We start from the raw sequence: 17,364 nt of genomic DNA, 5'->3' as shown, positions 1-17,364 counted from the left end.
AGAGATTAATAGTAGATATCCTCCAGGATCAGCATCCAGTAGTGGTCCAGACCCTCGCCGGCCATGGCAAAGTCGGCGGCCACGGGCATATGCTCCTTGGAGAAGTTGTCCAGGAACTCCTTGCTCAGGACGTCGTCGATTGTCAGGCCATTGTCGTGCATGTAGACGGCCAGCTCCACCTGGAACTGGGGTACGTAGACGGAGGAGGGCATGGCCCATCCGGACAGCTTACCGGTCATACCGGCCTCGGCGGCCTTCTCGGTGATCATGCTGTTGATTTTGTCATAGTCGCCCAGATCATCCTCGGTGATCTCCAGGTTGAGAACGGTGGGGTAGGCCTGGGTGGGGGTGGGGCAGCACTGCTCGGCCACGATGAAGCCCTGCTTGAAGGCCTCGTCCAGGATCACGTCGTACATGGGGCAGTTGGTGCCGAAGATGTTGGTGTTGGGGCCGTACTTCTCGATCTGGCGGGGCAGGTCCTCCCGGAGGAACTGGAGCATGGCGGCCTTGCCGTTGCCGGTCTGAGGATCGGGGGTCATGACCTCCACAAACTCCATGCCCAGCTCCTCACAGGTGGCCTTCATCATGTCCCGTCTCTGGACCTTGGACTCAGAGGCCATGTGAGTGGGGAAGGAGTAGTGGATAAAGGTCCGGGCGCCCATCTCATAGGCCTTGGTGGGGATGGTCACGCCGCGGCGGACCCAGTCGGTGTTGATGGCCAGATCCACATAGTCGTTGAGAAGCTGGGGATCGTCGTTGCTGGTGACGATGGTGGTGATGTCGGGGCGCTTCTCCTTGATGGTCTGGAAGGCGGGGACAATGCCCTCCATGCCGTTGTTGAAGAGGATGTACTTCATCTCGGGGTCATCGGCCAGGCTGGTGACTACGGAGATGCAGCCCTCCACGTTGGTGGCAAAATCCTCGGGCAGGGTCTTGTGCACCACGATGTCGGGGTACTTCTCCACCATCTCCTGGGCGCCGCGGAACTCGTCCTCAGAGACGGTCAGGGTGGGGGTCACGATGCCGATCTTGTAGGAGTCCTCGGCGGCGGCGCTGGCGGAAGGATTGGCAGCCGGGGTGCCCTGGGGATTGCTCCCGGTGGTGCTGCATCCGGCGGCCATGGATACGACCATCAGCACGGACAGCAGCAGGGAAACGAGTTTCTTCATGGTGTGTATTCCTCCTGATTCTATTTTTTAAAGCTTACGCTTTAAAATTCTGAAGTTTCAGATCCTTTTCCTTCTTGAGATTCATGATAATAGCGATCACGATCACGCCGTAGGCCAGGAAGGACCGGAAGTATTCGCCTACGGAGGGGTTGTTGAAGAGATTCTGGCCCGCCATGGGGGAGGTGATGAAGAGGGTGTGGAAGAGCACCACGCCCAGGAAGCAGTTGCGCAGTTTGGCCTCCCGGATGGTGGCACCGCCCACTAAAATGGCTGCGGCCGCATAGGTCTCGATCCCCAGGTGCCCGGTATAGACCATGGCGGTGCCAAAGTCGCTCACGGTGATGATCTGGCTCATGGCGGCAAAGATGGTGGAGATCACAATGCAGATGGTGCGGATGCGGTTGCTGTTAACGCCCAGCAGATTGGCATTGTGCAGATCGCTGCCCACCGCCTTGGCCAGGACCCCCAGCTTGGACTTTTGCAGGTAGATCAGGATCAGGGTAAAGGTGCCGATGATGAGGAGCGGGAGCAGGGAGTAGACTTTTCCGTCCAGCGTAAAGGGCAGGACGCTGGTGAATACCTGCTTGAGGGGGGCCACATCCAGCATGTTGCGTACGCCCACGCCGGTATCCAGCAGGATCGCCTCATTGGCGGGGTGGAAAATAGTCCCGTAACCCACCATAAAGACAAACTGGTAGAGGACGGAGCTGAGCTGTCCGATCATGATGGAGACGATCATCTCGGTCCCCCGGGCCCGGTTGAGCAGCATGGCCACCAGGGTGCCGAAGAGCACCGACAGCGCAATGCTGACCCCCACCACAAAGAGCAGGATGGGGAGGCCGGAGAGATTCAGATCCATAGCCAGGACGATGGCGGTCTGGGCACAGATGGCCCCCACCACAATGGCGAAGTTGATGCCCATGCCGCAGGTCACCGGCAGGATCAGGGCCAGGACAAAGAGAGTGTTGCGGATGAAGCGGGTATAGACCTCCGAGGAGAGATAGGAAAGGCTCACCCCGGCGTAGTGAAAGGACAGCAGGCAGAGCAGGAATACGGCAATGGGGACCAGGTTATTTTTTAAGAACTTCATTTCCCGCATCCTTTCTCTGGAAGATAAACGCATAAAGAATAATGCCGCTGGTGACGATGGTACGGAGGATCTCGGCCATTTCCGGCAGCAGAAGGGCGTTGGCCACGGGAATGGACAGGAGATAGGTGGTCTGATACAGGAAGGTTCCGATCAGCGCGTTGGCCACCGTGGACTTTTTCTGGCTGGCGCCGCCGATGACAATGGCGGAAATGGCGGGGAAGCTCATCATAAAGGGCCCGTCGTAGAGGTGCAGGAAGCCGTAGCTCTGAGAGTAGACCACCACGCCCACGGCGGCCAGGACCATGGAGAGGATGATGCCGATGGTCCGGTACCGGTCCACCCGCAGGCCGGCAAGGCTGGAGAAGCGCTCATTTTCCGCGATGGCGGAGAAGATGATGCCGGTGCGGGTCTTGGAGAAGAGCCAGAGCAGGGCCGCGATGACAAAGAAAAAGAGGAGCAGGCCCATCGGAATGACGATCTCCCCCACCTTGATCTGCCACAGCCGGTCCAGAATGCCGCCGAAGTAGATGTCCAGGTTGACCCGGGGGCGCAGGCCCTGTCCGCCGATGGGATAGAGCATCTGGCGGTTGGTCACCGGGACGAAGGTATAGAAGATGTTCATGATGGGGATGAAGGAGTACCCGGCAAAGGTGCCCACAATCTCCTCGTTCAGCTTGAGCCGGTTCAGGATCTTGCTGTATCCAAAGCCGAAGAGAACGGCGATGGCAGCCCCCACCAGAAGGGATACAAAGAAGCCCAGCCAGCCGGTCATCTTGTAATTGAGGGCGAATACCATACCCAGCAGACCGGCGGAGAGTCCGATGGACATACCGAAGTTTCGTCCGGCGCCCACGTTCATCATGGGGATCAGGGAAAGGACCAGAATGCCGTTCATGGCCCATTTGATGAGGGCGTCGTTGATAAGGCTGACAAAGCTGATATCCACCAGCACGGCCAGGATCAGGAGCACCAGCATGTAGAGGGACATGATGAACCGCGGAGGATTGATGGCGTGAAGCTTCATGCGTTTCCCCTCCCGTACAACGACAGCGTCAGTTCTTCCAGGTTCATCTCGCCCTCGAAGGTCTGAAATACCTGACCCTGATACATGACCACCACCCGGTCGCAGACCCGGACCAGCTCCTCCAGCTCGCCGGAGGTAATGACGACGGTGGTGTGGTCCCGCTCGTTCATCTTCAAGAGCCAGTCCAGAATCAGTTCTTTGGAATAGATGTCAATGCCGCGGGTGGGCTCGTTGACAAAGAGCAGCTCGGGCGCAAAGGTGAGGGCCCGGGCGATACAGACCTTTTGCTGGTTGCCGCCGCTGAGCTCCCGGACCGGGGCGTCGGGCGAGCGGCAGACAATGTTGAGCTGCTCGATCATGGCCTGGGCGTGGGCCTGGATGGCTTTCCGGTCCAGCAGGGAGAGGGCTGGACAGGCCTTCCAGCGCAGAAATTCCCGGTGCCGCAGCTCCGTGCCGAAGATCATGTTTTTCCAGACCGGGCTCTCCCGGAAGAGGCTGGTCTTTGCCCGGTCGTCCGAGAGGTAATAGATCCCCCGGGCGGTCAGGGTGCTGTTATCCCCCAGGGAGAGCTCCTCTCCCTTGAAACGGGCCTGGAAGCTAGCCGGCTTGAGCCCGAAGAGGCCTTCTGCCAGCAGTTCCTGCCCCTGACCGGCCAGACCGGTGATCCCCAGCACCTCCCCCTCCCGGATATCCAGCTCGGTGCCGTTGATCTGGGAGAGCTGCATCAGGACGTCGCCTTTCTGCTTCTTTGCCGCGCGCTGGGTCTTGACGATTTTCCGCCCGACCATGTCGTCGGCAAAGGCTCCAATGGAAAAATCGGCCTTCTCATAGGTGGAGATCAGTGCGCCATCCCGGAGTACGGAGACGGTATCGCAGACCTGCATGATCTCCTCCAGCCGATGGGAAATGAAGATGACGGCGATGCCCCGGTCCGCAATCTCCCGGATACAGGAGAGAAGTGCCTTGGTCTCGGTGATGTTGAGAGAGCTGGTGGGCTCGTCCAGGATCAGCAGACGGATGTTTTGCTGGTCCAGCTCCCGGGCCAGCTCCACAAACTGCTTCTGGTTCAGGGAGAGGGCGTCGATCACCTGGCCCGGGTCCATATGGGCGCCGATGGCCTCCAGTGCGTGCTGGGCGTCGCGGATATTTTTATTCGGGTCCAGCAGGGAGAGCTCGGGCAGGAGCGGGGTGGAAAACCGGGTTTTCTCCCGGTTGATCTTGATATTCTCCGTCACGGTCATGCCGGAGAACAGAGCCAGCTCCTGGTGTACCATAGCGATGCCGCAGGCCACAGACTGGCTGTGATTCTGAATGGTAATGTCTCGGCCGTCCAGGAGGATCCGGCCGGTGTAGCCCCCCGAGCGGGCGATGGTCTCGTTGCCGTTGAGGATGTTCATGAGGGTGCTCTTTCCCGAGCCGTTGGCGCCGATGAGACCGTGGACCTTTCCGGGGAGGATGGTCAGGTTGATGTCGTTGAGTACCGTGTGTCCGTCAAATGCCTTTGACAGATGTTTGAGTTCCAGCATAATGCCCTCCGCAGATGGGTTTAGCAGAATGGTGCTTCCAAGTAGACATAAAAAAACAGTTCCCCAAACGCGATGGGATGTGGAAGCATGCACCGTGCTTAGAAAACTGACTGTGTGGTTTCATTGGGAAAAAGGCCAATGCCTATGGTAGGATACTGGAAGGGGGGGCGTTTGTCAAGGTTTATCTTTAGATGTAATAATGGCACGAAATATATAGGGTTTCTCTATGCGGCTGGAGCGGGAAACGCACGGTCCGGCATGGGGATGCAATGACCCGTTGCAAAAAGGAAGGGCGCCGCCGCAACATAAAATGTTGCGGCGGCGCCCTTAAAAGTGCCAGAAAAAACGTTATTTTACTCCGCAGTAGAAGGACCAAATTGCTCAGTTACCATTCCTTCCAAAGCGTTTGGCAATACACTGCACGGAGTCTCAATTCGCCTCATAGAGCTCGATGATCGCACCGTCCTTCCACACAAAGGCCAGGCGGTCCTTTTCCCCGGCGGGCATGGGGCCGCAGATGACGCGGTCGGCGTCGGCGATGTACTTTTCCAGATTGTCCACCTTATAGGCCACATGGGGGTTGCGGTGGATGTCCTCGGGGAAGGGGGTGCCCTCCTCAAACTTCAGATATTCGATCTTGTAGTCATAGTCATCCACGCAGCTTACCCAGAATTTGGCCTCTGCATTGTAGGTCATGTTGGGCTTGCGGTTGGTGACGGGGATACCAATATGCATATACTCAGCGGACATAATAATGCCTCCTATACGATTTGAAATCAAATTTCCCCGTTTTTCACGGCCTCATAGACCTGGAAGGCCTCCTTGGGGGTGCTGCCCTGGTGGACCACTGCGCCGATGGCCTGGGTCATACCGGCGGGACAGTCGGACTGGAAGATGTTCCGGCCCATATCCACGCCGTGGGCTCCTTCCTGGATGGCGCGGTAGGCCATCTCCAGAGCCTCCAGTTCGGGCAGCTTCTTGCCGCCGGCAATGACGATGGGCACCGGGCAGGCGGCGGCCACCCGCTCAAAGCCCTCGCAGTAGTAGCTCTTGACGATATTGGCGCCGTTTTCGGCCAGCACACGGGTGGCCAGCTGGAAGAACTTCTCGGTGCGCTCCATCTGCTTGCCCACGGCCACCACACCCAGGGTGGGGATGCCGTATTTGGTTCCGGCGTCGGCGGTGCGGGCGAGGAGCTCCAGGGAACGGGACTCGCCGGGGGCGCCCAGGAAGGTCTGCACGGCCATACAGTCGGCATTCATGCGGATGGCGTTTTCGATGTCGCAGGCGATGCCGCCGCCGTTGGACATCTCATCAAAGAGGACGGTGGTGTCGTAGGTGACCCGCACGCACTTGGCTACCCGGGCGGCGGGGGAGATGCAGGAGCGGATGACTCCCTTAGTGCCCATGAGTACGTCCACATAGGGGATGAGGGGCGGAATGACCAGGTCGATCCGCTCCAGACCGGCGGTGGGGCCCATGATATAGCCGTGGTCAAAGGCCAGCATGACGGTGTTGCCGGATTTCGGGTTGAAGAGCCGGGCCAGACGGTTCTGCATGCCCCAGTCACTGTGGGTCGCACCCTTGACGAAGAAGCCATCCAGGGCCACGGGGGTGTCCAGGTGGTAATCGTGGGCGGCCTTGTTTCCAATGTTATCTGCCATAACTTACTCCTTGCTGTATGCGGGGGTGTGACAGGGGGTGTTCCACAGACGGATGAACTCCTCGTCCCACTTGGCGATGTTCATCTGGAAGCCGCCGGCCTCCTGGACCGTGAGGATCTCGCCCACCATGCTGGCGACCACCTCTACGCCCTTGGCCTTCAGGAACTCCACCGTGTCTTTAAAGAGCACCAGCATCTCCATCATGGTGGTGGCGCCGCAGCCGTTGATCATCACAAAGGTCTTGTCGCCCGCTTTCAGATCCAGCTTCTTGCTCAGGGCCTCGGCCACTGTGGCCACTGTGTCCTTGGAGGACATCATGGGAACCCGGACGCCGCCGCCCTCGCCGTGCTGGCCCGCGCCGATCTCCATCATGTCGGTCTCACCCAGGTCGCCGAAGGACATGCCGTTCTGGGGATGGGTGGCGTCGGTGGATTTGACCGTGATGGAGGCCATGTTGTCCGCATAGCGCTGGGCGATCTCGGCCACCTCGTCCAGGCTCTTGCCCTCCCGGGCAGCGGCGGCTGCGATGTGGTAGAGAGCCACCGCACCGGCCAGGCCGCGCTTGTTGTCTTCGCCGTTGGGGTCGTACTGGACCTCTTCCCCGGTGACCACCTGGCGGAAGTTGAGGCCCGCCTTCTGGGCCAGCTTGATGGCCTGCTTGCCGGCCAGCTGGTCGCCCGCGTAGTTCAGGGTGAGGAGCAGCACGCCGTGGCCCTTGTCGGCCAGCTTCATGGCGTCAAAGACCAGCTTGGCGTTGGGGGCGGCGAAGATATCGCCCACGGCCTGCACATCCAGCATGCCCTTGCCCACGAAACCGGCCTGGGCGGGCTCATGGCCCGAGCCGCCGTAGGTGACGATGGTCACGCGGTCGGCGTTTGCCAGGTCTTTGCTGATGACCAGATGGCCGTCCACGTCCAGGATATCGGGATAGGCCATGCCCAGTCCGATCAGTTCCTCGTCCGTGATGGTCTCAGGGGCATTGATAAACTTTTTCATTTTCATGTGACATTACCTCCCGGTTGAAATAGCAGATTGATTCAGCTCTGGGCCAGGCCCTGGAAAAAGAGGGCCATTGATGTGGCGCCGGCGTCGGGGGTGCCGATGGTCTGCTCCCCGTAGCTCTTGGCCCGGCCGAATTTTGCAGTAAACTGTTTGGTGGCCTCGGCACCGTCGTGGGCCGCCAGGGCCGCCAGGGTAAAGAGCTTGCTTTCGTCCTGTCCCGTGTAGGCGGCAATGGCCTGACTGGCCGGGATCAGAGCGTCCATCATGGTCTTATCGCCAACCTTGGCTCCGGAGATGTCGTCCAGAGCCTCAAATCCATGGGCAAACATGGCCTGGAGGCCGGGAACGTCGATCTCGTCACCAGCGGGGGCGGCCTCCTGCATGCCGTCCAGCCAGGTGTTCCAGAGGGGGACTGCGCTGCCGCCGTTGAGGACCATGACCGCCATAGCGGCGTCATCCAGCATGGACTGGATCCCGCCCTCGGACTCCTCTATGGCCTGTGCGATGGCGCCTGCAATTTTGTTCATGGTGAGACCGTGGTCCGCGTCGCCGAATTTGGAGTCGATTTCCGTCAAAATCTGCTCTGCTGCAGTGACACAGGCGCAGGCATGCTGAAACCGTGCGGCAAGTTCCGTCTTTTTCATGGTGCGATTCCTTCTTTCCGATCAGACAAAGATAGACCGTTCCGGTGTGTACAGGTAGGAGAACGACACATTGGGTGTTACTTATGTGCAATCATCTTATCTCTGTGTGTAACAAAAGTCAATTAATAGTGCGCAAATTCTATATAAATTATAAAATATATCCTTTAAAATTGTGCAATAAATAAAAAGAACTCTTTCCGACGGAAGAAACTCCGAAGGAAAGAGTTACATTTGAAATAAAATTAGTCCAATGCGTCGCGGACGAGATCGGCCCGGGCCACCAGGTGGGTCAGAAGTCCTGACTTCAGCGCGCCGCGCAGTGCCTTAGCGCTGGTATTGGCAGAGCAGACGCCCACGATGTTGGGACAGCGCTTGAGCGTATCCAGCGGAATCTGAATGGCGAAATCCTGCTCCGACTGGATGACCTTCCCGTCGGCATTGAAATAGTAGACCAGTAACCGCCCGCAGGTGTGCTCCTCCTGGAGCAAGCTGCCATAGCGGACCAGGGAGGCAAAGTCCGGGCTGGAGGGATAGTTTCCGATGTTCACCAGGGCGGTGTCCATCTTGTTCCACTGGAACTGGATCTGCCGATAGATCTCAGTGGAGCAGAGCAGATGCTTTTCCTCCAGGCTGTCCGGCAGGGCGGGGAGATAGATAAAGTGGGGGGTGGCCCCCAGCTGCTGGGCGATGAGGCGGACATTCTCGTTAGATTGGTAATTGCGGGCGGGGATGCTGGCATTGCCCACCAGGGGGCAGATGTCGGTGACGGTACTGCCCAGCTGGGGATGTGCCTCCAGCCAGGTGACCAGCTGTCCGATCAGATGGCCCCAGCCGATCCCCAGATGCCGGGAGCGGAGCTGCCACAGAAGCTGTACCGCACCCTGAGAGAGCAGCTGGTTGGTGGCGTCGTCGTCTTTGCCGTCCTCCACCAGAACGCCGTCCCGGATGGAGGAGGACAGCCGCAGCTGTTTCAGCAGTGAGTTTGCGTCGGAGGCGGGGGGACAGACGATGATCTTGACCACGCCGAGGGCGCGGGCCTCGTGGAGCATCCGGCTGACCAGGGGGCGGGATACACCCAGTTCCGCGGCGATGTCGCTCTGCTTCCAGTCATCCAGATAGTAGCGCTGGGCGACATAGGCCAGTTTTTGCAATTTTTCCTGATTGCGGTCCATAAATACCCCCTGCGATGGAGTGTGTTACATTTGTAACTCTATCATAGTACAGAATACCTCCGAATGCAATGAGGACAAGACGAAGAAATAGATTGACTTTTTTCGATTTGAAAGGTATACTGAGAATCAATTCGAATAGAATCGATTGGAAAGGAGGGATACCATGCGTGACCACGGGGCGGATGCAAAGGTGTTCAAAGCCTTCTGCGATGTGAACCGCCTGCAGATCCTGGAATTGCTCCGCAGTGGGGAAAAATGCTCCTGCGTCCTGCTGGAAGACCTGAACATCAGCCAGTCCACGCTGTCCTATCACATGAAGATCCTGTGTGATTCGGGTATCGTGGAGGGCCGTGTGGAGGGCAAGTGGACCCACTACGGGATCAGTGAAGCGGGCAGCCGGTATGCAAAAGAGCTGCTGCAATGCCTCACGGAAGTAAATACCAGTGCAGAAACGAACTGTACCTGCCAAGGATAAGAGCCATCCCATACGCGATGGCTTTTCTTCAGAAAGTAAAATCGAAAATTTTAGAACTGTTTTCCGAGGAAAGGGGACAAAGAAATGGAAGTACTTCGCACGGCCTGGCTGTTTTTCCAGGACCAGATCCTGGGCATGCAATGGCTCAAAGCGCTGGTAGGCCACGGGCTTACCGCCGCCGGGCTTTCTACCGATTCCATGTTGGGGGGCGCCCTGCAATTTTTTATCTACGACACCATTAAGATTTTTGTGCTGCTCTCGGTGCTGATTTTTGGGATCTCCTATATCCAGAGCTATTTTCCACCGGAGCGCACCAAGCGCATCCTGGGACGATTCCACGGGATCGGCGCCAATTCGGTGGCGGCCCTGCTGGGGACCGTGACTCCCTTCTGCTCCTGTTCGTCCATCCCCATTTTTATGGGGTTTACCAGCGCAGGCCTTCCGGTGGGGGTGACCTTCTCCTTCCTGATCTCCTCCCCCATGGTGGACCTGGGGTCCCTGGTGCTGCTGATGAGCATCTTTGGGGCCAGAGTGGCTGTGGTTTATGTGCTTTTGGGGCTGGTCATTGCGGTCATCGGCGGAACCGTGATCGAAAAGCTGAAGATGGACCGCTACGTGGAGGACTTCATCAAAAACGCTCCCCACATTGAAGTGGAGGGCAGAAAGCTTACCCGCCGCGACCGGGTGCTCTATGCGAAAGAGCAGCTTTTGGGCACGATTCGGAAGGTGGCCCCCTACATTCTGATCGGAGTGGGGATCGGCGCACTGATCCACAATGTGGTGCCCCAGGCGTGGGTGGAGCGGGTCCTGGGCGGGGACAATCCCTTCGCCGTGATTCTGGCCACCCTGGTGGGCGTCCCCATGTATGCTGACATCTTCGGCACCATCCCCGTGGCAGAGAGCCTGCTCTTCAAGGGCGCTGGGCTGGGGACCATCCTTTCCTTCATGATGGCGGTCACCACCCTGAGCCTGCCCTCCATGATCATGCTGAAAAAGGCGGTCAAACCCAGACTGCTGGGCACCTTTATTGCCATCTGCATCATTGGAATCGTGGTGGTAGGGTATTTCTTCAATGCGATCCAGTTCCTGTTGGTCTGATCCATTGCAAATCGTACACTGGTGTGGTTTAATAGGCACAGAAATCAGCCAGAAATACAGGAGGTTTGAGTTATGAGGTTGGAGGCAGATCTGGATCAGATCCGGGCGCGGGCGGAGGAGTACTACCGCAAGGGGGAATTCTACTGCTCCGAGGCGGTGGTAAAGACCGTGGTGGAGGAGCTGGAGATCGATGCACCGGCGGAGGCGGTCAAAATGGCCTCCGGTTTTCCCGTGGGCATGGGCGGTATGGGCTGTACCTGCGGCGCGCTGACGGGCGGTATCCTGACCATCGGTCTGGTCTACGGCAGAACCGAGGGAAAGGACCCCAGTGTGGACCGGGCTATGGCCTTGAGCGCGAAGCTCTATCAGATCTTCTGCCAGCGGCACAAGGTCAGCTGCTGTAAAGTGCTGACCAAGGGGATGGAGAAGGGCTCCAAGGAGCACATGGAGCAGTGCATCGCCTTCACGGGCGAGATGGCCTATGAGACGGCGAAGATCATTCTGGAGGAAGAGCGGGGCGCGAAGCAATGAGTGAAAGCTGGAATCCGGGCATGGAGTGCGGCGCGGATCGCACCCGGCCCCAGATCGTATGCCAGGGCAAGCCCAAGGTGGCCTTTGTCTGCGTCCATAACTCCTGCCGCAGCCAGATGGCGGAGGCCCTGGGCAAGAAATTGGCCAGCGACGTGTTTGAGAGCTACTCCGCCGGTACCGAATTGAAGGACTATATCAATCCGGACGCAGTGCGGATGATGAAGGCCCTCCACGGCATCGATATGGAGGAGACGCAGTACAACAAGCTGATTTTTGACATCCCTCAGCCGGATGTGGTGATCTTCATGGGCTGCAATGTGAGCTGCCCCAATCTCCCCTTCCAGTATGCCGAGAACTGGGGACTGGATGACCCCACCGGCAAGGGGGATGAGGTTTTCGCAGAGACCATTGCCAAGATCGAGGCGCGTGTCCTGGCCCTGAAGGAGACGCTGCGGATGTGAGCAAAGGCTGCCGCCCCTTGGCGGCAGCCTTTTGCGGTTTGTGGAAGAAACTGCGGAATATCCTTAGGTTGGGGCAGATGATGGCTGCCATAGGAAAACCGGGTTGGAGAGGAGCATGGAATGAAAAAGGCAGTGGCGTTGCTTGGCACCCAGAGGAGACAGAATACCTTCCGTCTGCTGGGGGAAATCGGGGAGATCTTGGCGAAGCACGGGATCGCTCTGGAGGTGATCGAGCTCTACCGGTATGACATTCAATTCTGCGCGGGCTGTGACCGCTGCATTCTGAATGGGGAATGCGTGTGGAAGGATGGCGCGGAGGAGCTGATGGAACGCCTCGCGGAGGCAGATGGCGTGATCCTCGCCTCGCCGGTCTATCTCCAGCAGGTGTCGGGAAAATTGAAGACCTTTCTGGACCGGACCTGCCGGTGGTATCACCGCCCGGTCCTCACGGGCAAGCCAATGTTGGCGGTAGCCAGCACCAAGGGGTCGGGACTGAAAAAGACCCTGTCCTATCTGGAGAGCATTGCGGTACAGTGGGGAGCCATGCCGGCAGGAAAGGTGGGGCGGACTATCTTCAATCAGGACCGGAAGATCTCCGAGCGGGAGGTGGAGCGATTCGTGCGCCTGATGGAGCAGCCGGAGCGCTACTCCCCCTCGCTGGGCCAGATGATCGACTTTGAGGTGCAGAAATCCATGGCCCTCTTCCTGGGAAAGCTGGATCGGGCCTACTGGGAGGAGAAGGGATGGGTAGACCGGCCCTATTATTTCCCCTGCAGAATCCACCGCCCCTATGCTCTCATCAGCCGGGGGATCGGCGGATTGATCCGGTCCAAAATGAAGGGCGGAGGGAAGGAGGACCCTACGCATCCTTAAAAGAGTAGAAGAGTAAGGGGAGTATCAGAGTGGAAGCCAGCGTCCAAAGGACGCTGGCTTCCACTTCTATAGGAGAGAATGGAAGAGAGGGAATCAGGTTGGTGTGCGGGATGTCTGGGAGGCATAGAAGGCCGCCATTTCAGCCTCTTCCCGGCCCATACCCTGGGCCTCATAGGCTGCAATGGCATGGAGCATGCGGTCATAATCCCGGGGGAGGATTTTCTTGAACCGGGGCAGGTACCCTTCAAACTCGGCCAGAATGGCTTTGGCTCTGGGGGAGCCGGTGGCCTCGGCGTGTGCCTGGATGAGGGCACGCAGCTCCGCGGCATCCTGTGGGTCGCTCACCGGGTCCATGGACACCAGTTCCTTGTTGATGCGCAGGTACAGGTCCCGGTGCTCATCCAGCACATAGGCGATGCCGCCGCTCATGCCGGCGGCAAAGTTTTTGCCGGTAGGACCCAGGATCACCACCCGGCCGCCGGTCATGTACTCGCAGCCGTGGTCTCCCGTCCCCTCGACCACAGCGGTTGCACCGGAGTTGCGCACGCAAAAGCGCTCCCCGGCCACACCGTTGAGGAAGGCGGTACCGCTGGTGGCGCCGTAGAGGGCCACATTGCCCACCAGAATGTTTTCGGCCGGATCAAACCGACTGTCCCGGGGCGGGTAGACCACCAGCTTACCGCCGGAGAGCCCCTTGCCCAGATAGTCGTTGGCGTCGCCTTCCAGCTCCAGGGTCAGGCCCCGGGGCAGAAACGCGCCGAAAGACTGGCCGCCCCCGCCAGTACAGTGGATGCGGAAGGTGTCCTCAGGCAGATCGTTCCCGTGGAGACGGGTGATCTCCGAGCCCAGCTGAGTACCCACGGCCCGGTCGGTGGAGGAGACGGAGATAGAGAGAGTGCGGGGATGTCCGGCGGCCAGATCCTTCCCCAGGGCGGGCTCCAGAACCTTCCGGTCCACGGTGTTCTCCAGGTGAAAGTCGTAGACATCGCTTGGCTGAAAGTGCTGCCCATCCTGCGCGGTGCAGGGGTTCTGGAGGAGGCGGGACAGGTCCACCGTGGCAGAGCGGGGATTGGCGGCAGGGGAGCGGACAGCCAGCAGGTCGGTGCGCCCCACCAGCTCCTCCACGGTGCGTACGCCCAGCTGCGCCATGTATTCCCGCAGCTCCTGGGCGATGAAGCGCATGAAATTTACCACATACTCCGCCTTGCCCCGGAAGCGTTTGCGCAGCTCCGGATTCTGGGTGGCTACGCCCACAGGGCAGGTGTCCAGGTTGCACACCCGCTTCATCACGCAGCCCAGAGCTACCAGCGGGGCGGTGGCAAAGCCGAAGGTCTCGGCGCCCAGCATACAGGCGATGGCCACGTCCCGGCCGGACATGAGCTTACCGTCCACCTCCAGCATGACCCGGGTACGCAGATCGTTCTGGATGAGGGTCTGGTGGGCCTCGGCAAGGCCCAACTCCCAGGGCAGACCGGCATTGTAGATGGAGGTGCGGGGCGCGGCTCCGGTTCCGCCGTCATAGCCGGAGATGAGGATGGCTTGGGCCCCTGCCTTGGCCGCTCCGGCGGCCACCGTCCCCACACCGGCCTCGCTGACCAGTTTGACGGAGATGGAGGCCCTGTGGTTGGCGCATTTCAGATCATAGATGAGCTGGGCCAGATCCTCGATGGAGTAGATATCATGATGGGGCGGCGGCGAGATGAGGGGGACACCGGGGGTGGCGTGGCGGCACCGGGCGATCCAGGGATAGACCTTCCCGGCCGGAAGATGGCCGCCCTCCCCGGGCTTGGCCCCCTGGGCCAGCTTGATCTGGAGCTCCTCCGCGCTGACCAGATATTCGCTGGTGACCCCAAAGCGGCCGGAGGCTACCTGCTTGATGGCTGAGTTGCGGGCCGGGTCGCGGAGGCGGTCGGGCTCCTCGCCGCCCTCGCCCGAGTTGGACCGCCCGCCCAGCTGGTTCATGGCCAGGGCCAAACACTCGTGGGCCTCCGGGGAGATGGAACCGTAGCTCATGGCCCCGGTCCGGAAGCGCCGGACGATGGCGTCCACGCTCTCCACCTCATCCAGCGGGATGGGCTGGGCGGCATAGCGGAATTCCAGCAGACCGCGCAGGGTGCGGGGCCTGGTCTCGTCATCTACCAGGGCGGTGTACTGCCGAAAAATCTCATAGCTGCCCTGGTGGGTGGCCTCCCGCAAGAGACGGATGGTCTGGGGGTTGAAGAGGTGGTCCTGGCGGTCCTCCCGGGTGACCTGGGGGGAGGGCGGCGTACCGGGCGGAGTCTGGAAGGCCCGGGAGTGATTGCGCTCAGCCATGGCGCCGATCTCCTCCAGGCCGATCCCGCCCACCCGGGAGACCGTGTTGGTAAAGTGGCGGTCGATGACCTCCTGTCGGATGCCTACCGCCTCGAAAATCTGGGCGGATTGGTAGGAGTGGAGGGTGGAGATCCCCATTTTGGCGGCGATCTTTACGATCCCGTGGAGCACGGCGGTGTTGTAGTCGGTCACGGCAGTGTGGAAATCCTTGTCCAGCTGTCCGGACTCGATGAGGTCTACAATGGTCTCCTCCACCAGATAGGGATTTACGGCCCGGGCACCATAGCCCAGAAGGGTGGCAAAGTGGTGAACATCCCGGGGCTCGCCGGTCTCCAGCAGGATGGACACGGCCGTGCGCTTGCGGCTGCGGATGAGATGCTGCTCGATGGAGGACACGGCCAGCAGGGAGGGGATGGCCACATGGTTTTCATCCACGCCCCGGTCGGACAGGATGACCACATTGGCTCCCGCACGCCAGGCCCGGTCCACCGAGAGGGCCAACTGGTCCAGGGCCTGGTCCAGCGGAGTGTTCTTATAGTGGAGCATGGACACGGTCTCCACCCGGAAGCCGGGCTGGTCCATGGCCTTGATCTTCATCATGTCGGTGGAGGTGAGGATGGGATTGTGGATCTGGAGCACCCGGCAGTTCTCGGCGCACTCCTGGAGGAGATTGCCGTCGTCGCCCACATAGATGGTGGTGTCGGTGACCACTTCCTCCCGAATGGCGTCAATGGGGGGATTGGTCACCTGGGCAAAGAGCTGCTTGAAATAGTGGAAGAGCGGCTGATCCTTGGGGTCCAGCACGGCCAGCGGAACATCGGCGCCCATGGCGGCGGTGGGCTCCGCGCCGGTTTTCGCCATGGGGAGGATGGTGTCGGTGATCTCCTGCTCGGTATAGCCAAAGGCCGTGCGCAGGCGGAGCAGTTCCTCCCGGCTGTGCCGCTCCACCCGGCGGTTGGGGATGGGGAGATCCCGCAGGCGGAGCAGATTCCGGTCCAGCCACTCGCCGTAGGGCTGACGGGCGGCATAGGCCTCTTTTACCTCCTGGTCGGAGCGGATGCGTCCCTGTACGGTGTCCACCAGCAACATCCGCCCGGGCTGGAGCCTGCCCTTGCGGACGATCTCCCCGCTGGGCAGATCCAGCACCCCCACCTCAGAGGAGAGGATGAGCCGGTGGTCGGCAGTGATGTAGTAGCGGGCGGGACGCAGACCGTTCCGGTCCAGCACCGCGCCCACCAGGTCGCCATCCGAGAAGAGAATGGCGGCCGGGCCGTCCCAGGGCTCCATCAGGGTGGAATAGTAGTGGTACAGATCCCGTCTGGCCCGGGAGATGTTCCGGTCCTCCCGCCAGGGCTCCGGGATACAGGCCATGACGGCCAGCGGCAGATCCATGCCCGCCATCATCAGAAATTCCAGCGTGTTATCCAGCATGGCGGAGTCGGAGCCGGAGGGATCGACCACCGGCAGGACCTTGTCCATGTCTCCGGCCAGCAGGGGGGTGGACATGGTCTCCTCCCGGGCCATCATCCGGTCGGCGTTGCCCCGAATGGTGTTGATCTCGCCGTTGTGGGCCATGAGGCGGTTGGGGTGGGCCCGCTCCCAGGAGGGATTCGTGTTGGTGGAGAAGCGGGAGTGGACCAGGGCAATGGCCGACTCATAGTCGGCGCTCTGGAGATCGGGATAGAACCGGCGGAGCTGGTCCACCAGGAACATCCCCTTGTAGACGATGGTGCGGCTGGAGAGGGAGACCACGTAGGTCTCCCGGTTGGAGTGCTCAAAGACCCGCCGGAGGAGATAGAGCTTCCGGTCAAAGGGGAGGCCTGTGGGGAGGGACTCGGGCTTGGCCACAAAGGCCTGCTCGATACAGGGAATTTTGTCCCGCGCCTTGCGGCCCAGAATATCCGGGCAGACCGGTACCTTCCGCCAGCCCAGGAAGGGGAGCCCCTCCCGCCGGGCAAGGACCTCAAACATCTCTTTGGCGCAGCGGCGGACCGCCTCGTCCTGGGGAAAGAAAAACATTCCCACACCATACTCGCGCGGGCCGGGGAGAGAGATGCCGGCATCCCGGGCGGCAGCGGCAAAAAACCGGTGGGAGATCTGAAGCAGGATGCCCACTCCGTCGCCGGTCTCTCCCGTGGCATCCTTTCCGGCCCGGTGTTCCAGCTTTTCCACGATCTTCAGGGCGTCGTCCACCGTTCTGCGGCTGGGTTGGCCGTTGATCTCCACCACCGCGCCGATCCCGCAGGCGTCATGCTCGAAGGAGGGGGTGTACAGGCCTCGGGGCGGGCAGCCGGTTCTCTCCATATATAGCGCTCCTTTCAC

General features: G+C 60.2%; 15 protein-coding genes. 5 read left to right on the top strand and 10 right to left on the bottom strand.

All coding sequences use genetic code 11. The features are described from left to right. Positions 1-5: 5 nt before the first annotated feature. The 9 genes from H8S34_RS13125 to H8S34_RS13085 form a co-directional block, all read right to left on the bottom strand. A complete protein-coding gene (locus tag H8S34_RS13125) occupies positions 6-1,169 on the bottom strand; it encodes a DUF3798 domain-containing protein (RefSeq protein ID WP_101692160.1) in 1,164 nt (387 codons plus the stop codon). Positions 1,170-1,203: 34 nt separating this feature from the next. After that, the gene (locus H8S34_RS13120) at positions 1,204-2,259 is read right to left on the bottom strand and encodes an ABC transporter permease subunit (RefSeq protein WP_186964217.1); all 1,056 of its coding nucleotides are present in this window, start codon (positions 2,257-2,259) and stop codon (positions 1,204-1,206) included. Then, on the bottom strand, positions 2,240-3,283 hold the full coding sequence (locus H8S34_RS13115) for an ABC transporter permease subunit (protein WP_186964216.1): 1,044 nt from the start codon (positions 3,281-3,283) through the stop codon (positions 2,240-2,242). The genes H8S34_RS13120 and H8S34_RS13115 overlap by 20 nt, the downstream gene beginning before the upstream one ends. Continuing rightward, on the bottom strand, positions 3,280-4,809 hold the full coding sequence (locus tag H8S34_RS13110; RefSeq protein ID WP_186964215.1) for a sugar ABC transporter ATP-binding protein: 1,530 nt from the start codon (positions 4,807-4,809) through the stop codon (positions 3,280-3,282). Before H8S34_RS13110 ends, H8S34_RS13115 begins: the two co-directional genes overlap by 4 nt. A gap of 429 nt (positions 4,810-5,238) precedes the next feature. Further along, a complete protein-coding gene (locus H8S34_RS13105) occupies positions 5,239-5,559 on the bottom strand; it encodes a hypothetical protein (protein ID WP_101692156.1) in 321 nt (106 codons plus the stop codon). Positions 5,560-5,585: 26 nt separating this feature from the next. Further along, on the bottom strand, positions 5,586-6,473 hold the full coding sequence (lsrF, locus tag H8S34_RS13100; protein ID WP_186964214.1) for a 3-hydroxy-5-phosphonooxypentane-2,4-dione thiolase: 888 nt from the start codon (positions 6,471-6,473) through the stop codon (positions 5,586-5,588). A gap of 3 nt (positions 6,474-6,476) precedes the next feature. After that, entirely contained in the window at positions 6,477-7,475 is a 999-nt protein-coding gene (locus H8S34_RS13095) for a dihydroxyacetone kinase subunit DhaK (protein WP_101692154.1), read from the bottom strand. 35 nt (positions 7,476-7,510) lie between these two features. Next, positions 7,511-8,119, bottom strand: a complete 609-nt coding sequence (locus H8S34_RS13090) for a DAK2 domain-containing protein (RefSeq protein WP_186964213.1) — start codon at positions 8,117-8,119, stop codon at positions 7,511-7,513. A 242-nt stretch (positions 8,120-8,361) separates the two neighbouring features. Beyond that, complete coding sequence (locus H8S34_RS13085) at positions 8,362-9,291, bottom strand: sugar-binding transcriptional regulator (RefSeq protein WP_186964212.1); 930 nt, start codon at positions 9,289-9,291, stop codon at positions 8,362-8,364. A gap of 163 nt (positions 9,292-9,454) precedes the next feature. Between H8S34_RS13085 and H8S34_RS13080 the strand changes: the two genes are divergently transcribed. The 5 genes from H8S34_RS13080 to H8S34_RS13060 all read left to right on the top strand — a co-directional run bounded on the left by H8S34_RS13080 (position 9,455) and on the right by H8S34_RS13060 (position 12,729). Continuing rightward, complete coding sequence (locus tag H8S34_RS13080; protein ID WP_101692151.1) at positions 9,455-9,766, top strand: ArsR/SmtB family transcription factor; 312 nt, start codon at positions 9,455-9,457, stop codon at positions 9,764-9,766. 84 nt (positions 9,767-9,850) lie between these two features. Continuing rightward, positions 9,851-10,864, top strand: a complete 1,014-nt coding sequence (locus tag H8S34_RS13075) for a permease (RefSeq protein WP_186964211.1) — start codon at positions 9,851-9,853, stop codon at positions 10,862-10,864. Between the two features lie 72 nt (positions 10,865-10,936). Continuing rightward, a complete protein-coding gene (locus tag H8S34_RS13070) occupies positions 10,937-11,395 on the top strand; it encodes a C-GCAxxG-C-C family (seleno)protein (protein WP_101692149.1) in 459 nt (152 codons plus the stop codon). A 20-nt stretch (positions 11,396-11,415) separates the two neighbouring features. Continuing rightward, a complete protein-coding gene (locus H8S34_RS13065; protein WP_186964226.1) occupies positions 11,416-11,856 on the top strand; it encodes an arsenate reductase ArsC in 441 nt (146 codons plus the stop codon). A gap of 120 nt (positions 11,857-11,976) precedes the next feature. Then, positions 11,977-12,729 (top strand): flavodoxin family protein, encoded by a 753-nt coding sequence (locus tag H8S34_RS13060; RefSeq protein WP_186964210.1) that lies wholly within the window; start codon positions 11,977-11,979, stop codon positions 12,727-12,729. 93 nt (positions 12,730-12,822) lie between these two features. Here the strand turns inward: H8S34_RS13060 and gltB are convergent, their stop codons facing one another. Beyond that, on the bottom strand, positions 12,823-17,346 hold the full coding sequence (gene gltB, locus H8S34_RS13055) for a glutamate synthase large subunit (protein WP_186964209.1): 4,524 nt from the start codon (positions 17,344-17,346) through the stop codon (positions 12,823-12,825). Positions 17,347-17,364: the final 18 nt, after the last annotated feature.

Origin of the sequence: Pseudoflavonifractor hominis (assembly GCF_014288125.1) — a bacterium.
Taxonomy (GTDB): domain Bacteria; phylum Bacillota; class Clostridia; order Oscillospirales; family Oscillospiraceae; genus Pseudoflavonifractor_A; species Pseudoflavonifractor_A gallinarum.
This window is presented reverse-complemented; position numbering and strand designations above follow the sequence as displayed.

What these genes read in the sequence shown, in the direction of transcription:
- H8S34_RS13125 (WP_101692160.1), bottom strand. Translation starts at nt 1,169, where the DNA reads ATGAAGAAACTCGTTTCCCTGCTGCTGTCCGTGCTGATGGTCGTATCC.
- H8S34_RS13120 (WP_186964217.1), bottom strand. Translation starts at nt 2,259, where the DNA reads ATGAAGTTCTTAAAAAATAACCTGGTCCCCATTGCCGTATTCCTGCTC.
- H8S34_RS13115 (WP_186964216.1), bottom strand. Translation starts at nt 3,283, where the DNA reads ATGAAGCTTCACGCCATCAATCCTCCGCGGTTCATCATGTCCCTCTAC.
- H8S34_RS13110 (WP_186964215.1), bottom strand. Translation starts at nt 4,809, where the DNA reads ATGCTGGAACTCAAACATCTGTCAAAGGCATTTGACGGACACACGGTA.
- H8S34_RS13105 (WP_101692156.1), bottom strand. Translation starts at nt 5,559, where the DNA reads ATGTCCGCTGAGTATATGCATATTGGTATCCCCGTCACCAACCGCAAG.
- lsrF (WP_186964214.1), bottom strand. Translation starts at nt 6,473, where the DNA reads ATGGCAGATAACATTGGAAACAAGGCCGCCCACGATTACCACCTGGAC.
- H8S34_RS13095 (WP_101692154.1), bottom strand. Translation starts at nt 7,475, where the DNA reads ATGAAAATGAAAAAGTTTATCAATGCCCCTGAGACCATCACGGACGAG.
- H8S34_RS13090 (WP_186964213.1), bottom strand. Translation starts at nt 8,119, where the DNA reads ATGAAAAAGACGGAACTTGCCGCACGGTTTCAGCATGCCTGCGCCTGT.
- H8S34_RS13085 (WP_186964212.1), bottom strand. Translation starts at nt 9,291, where the DNA reads ATGGACCGCAATCAGGAAAAATTGCAAAAACTGGCCTATGTCGCCCAG.
- H8S34_RS13080 (WP_101692151.1), top strand. Translation starts at nt 9,455, where the DNA reads ATGCGTGACCACGGGGCGGATGCAAAGGTGTTCAAAGCCTTCTGCGAT.
- H8S34_RS13075 (WP_186964211.1), top strand. Translation starts at nt 9,851, where the DNA reads ATGGAAGTACTTCGCACGGCCTGGCTGTTTTTCCAGGACCAGATCCTG.
- H8S34_RS13070 (WP_101692149.1), top strand. Translation starts at nt 10,937, where the DNA reads ATGAGGTTGGAGGCAGATCTGGATCAGATCCGGGCGCGGGCGGAGGAG.
- H8S34_RS13065 (WP_186964226.1), top strand. Translation starts at nt 11,416, where the DNA reads ATGGAGTGCGGCGCGGATCGCACCCGGCCCCAGATCGTATGCCAGGGC.
- H8S34_RS13060 (WP_186964210.1), top strand. Translation starts at nt 11,977, where the DNA reads ATGAAAAAGGCAGTGGCGTTGCTTGGCACCCAGAGGAGACAGAATACC.
- gltB (WP_186964209.1), bottom strand. Translation starts at nt 17,346, where the DNA reads ATGGAGAGAACCGGCTGCCCGCCCCGAGGCCTGTACACCCCCTCCTTC.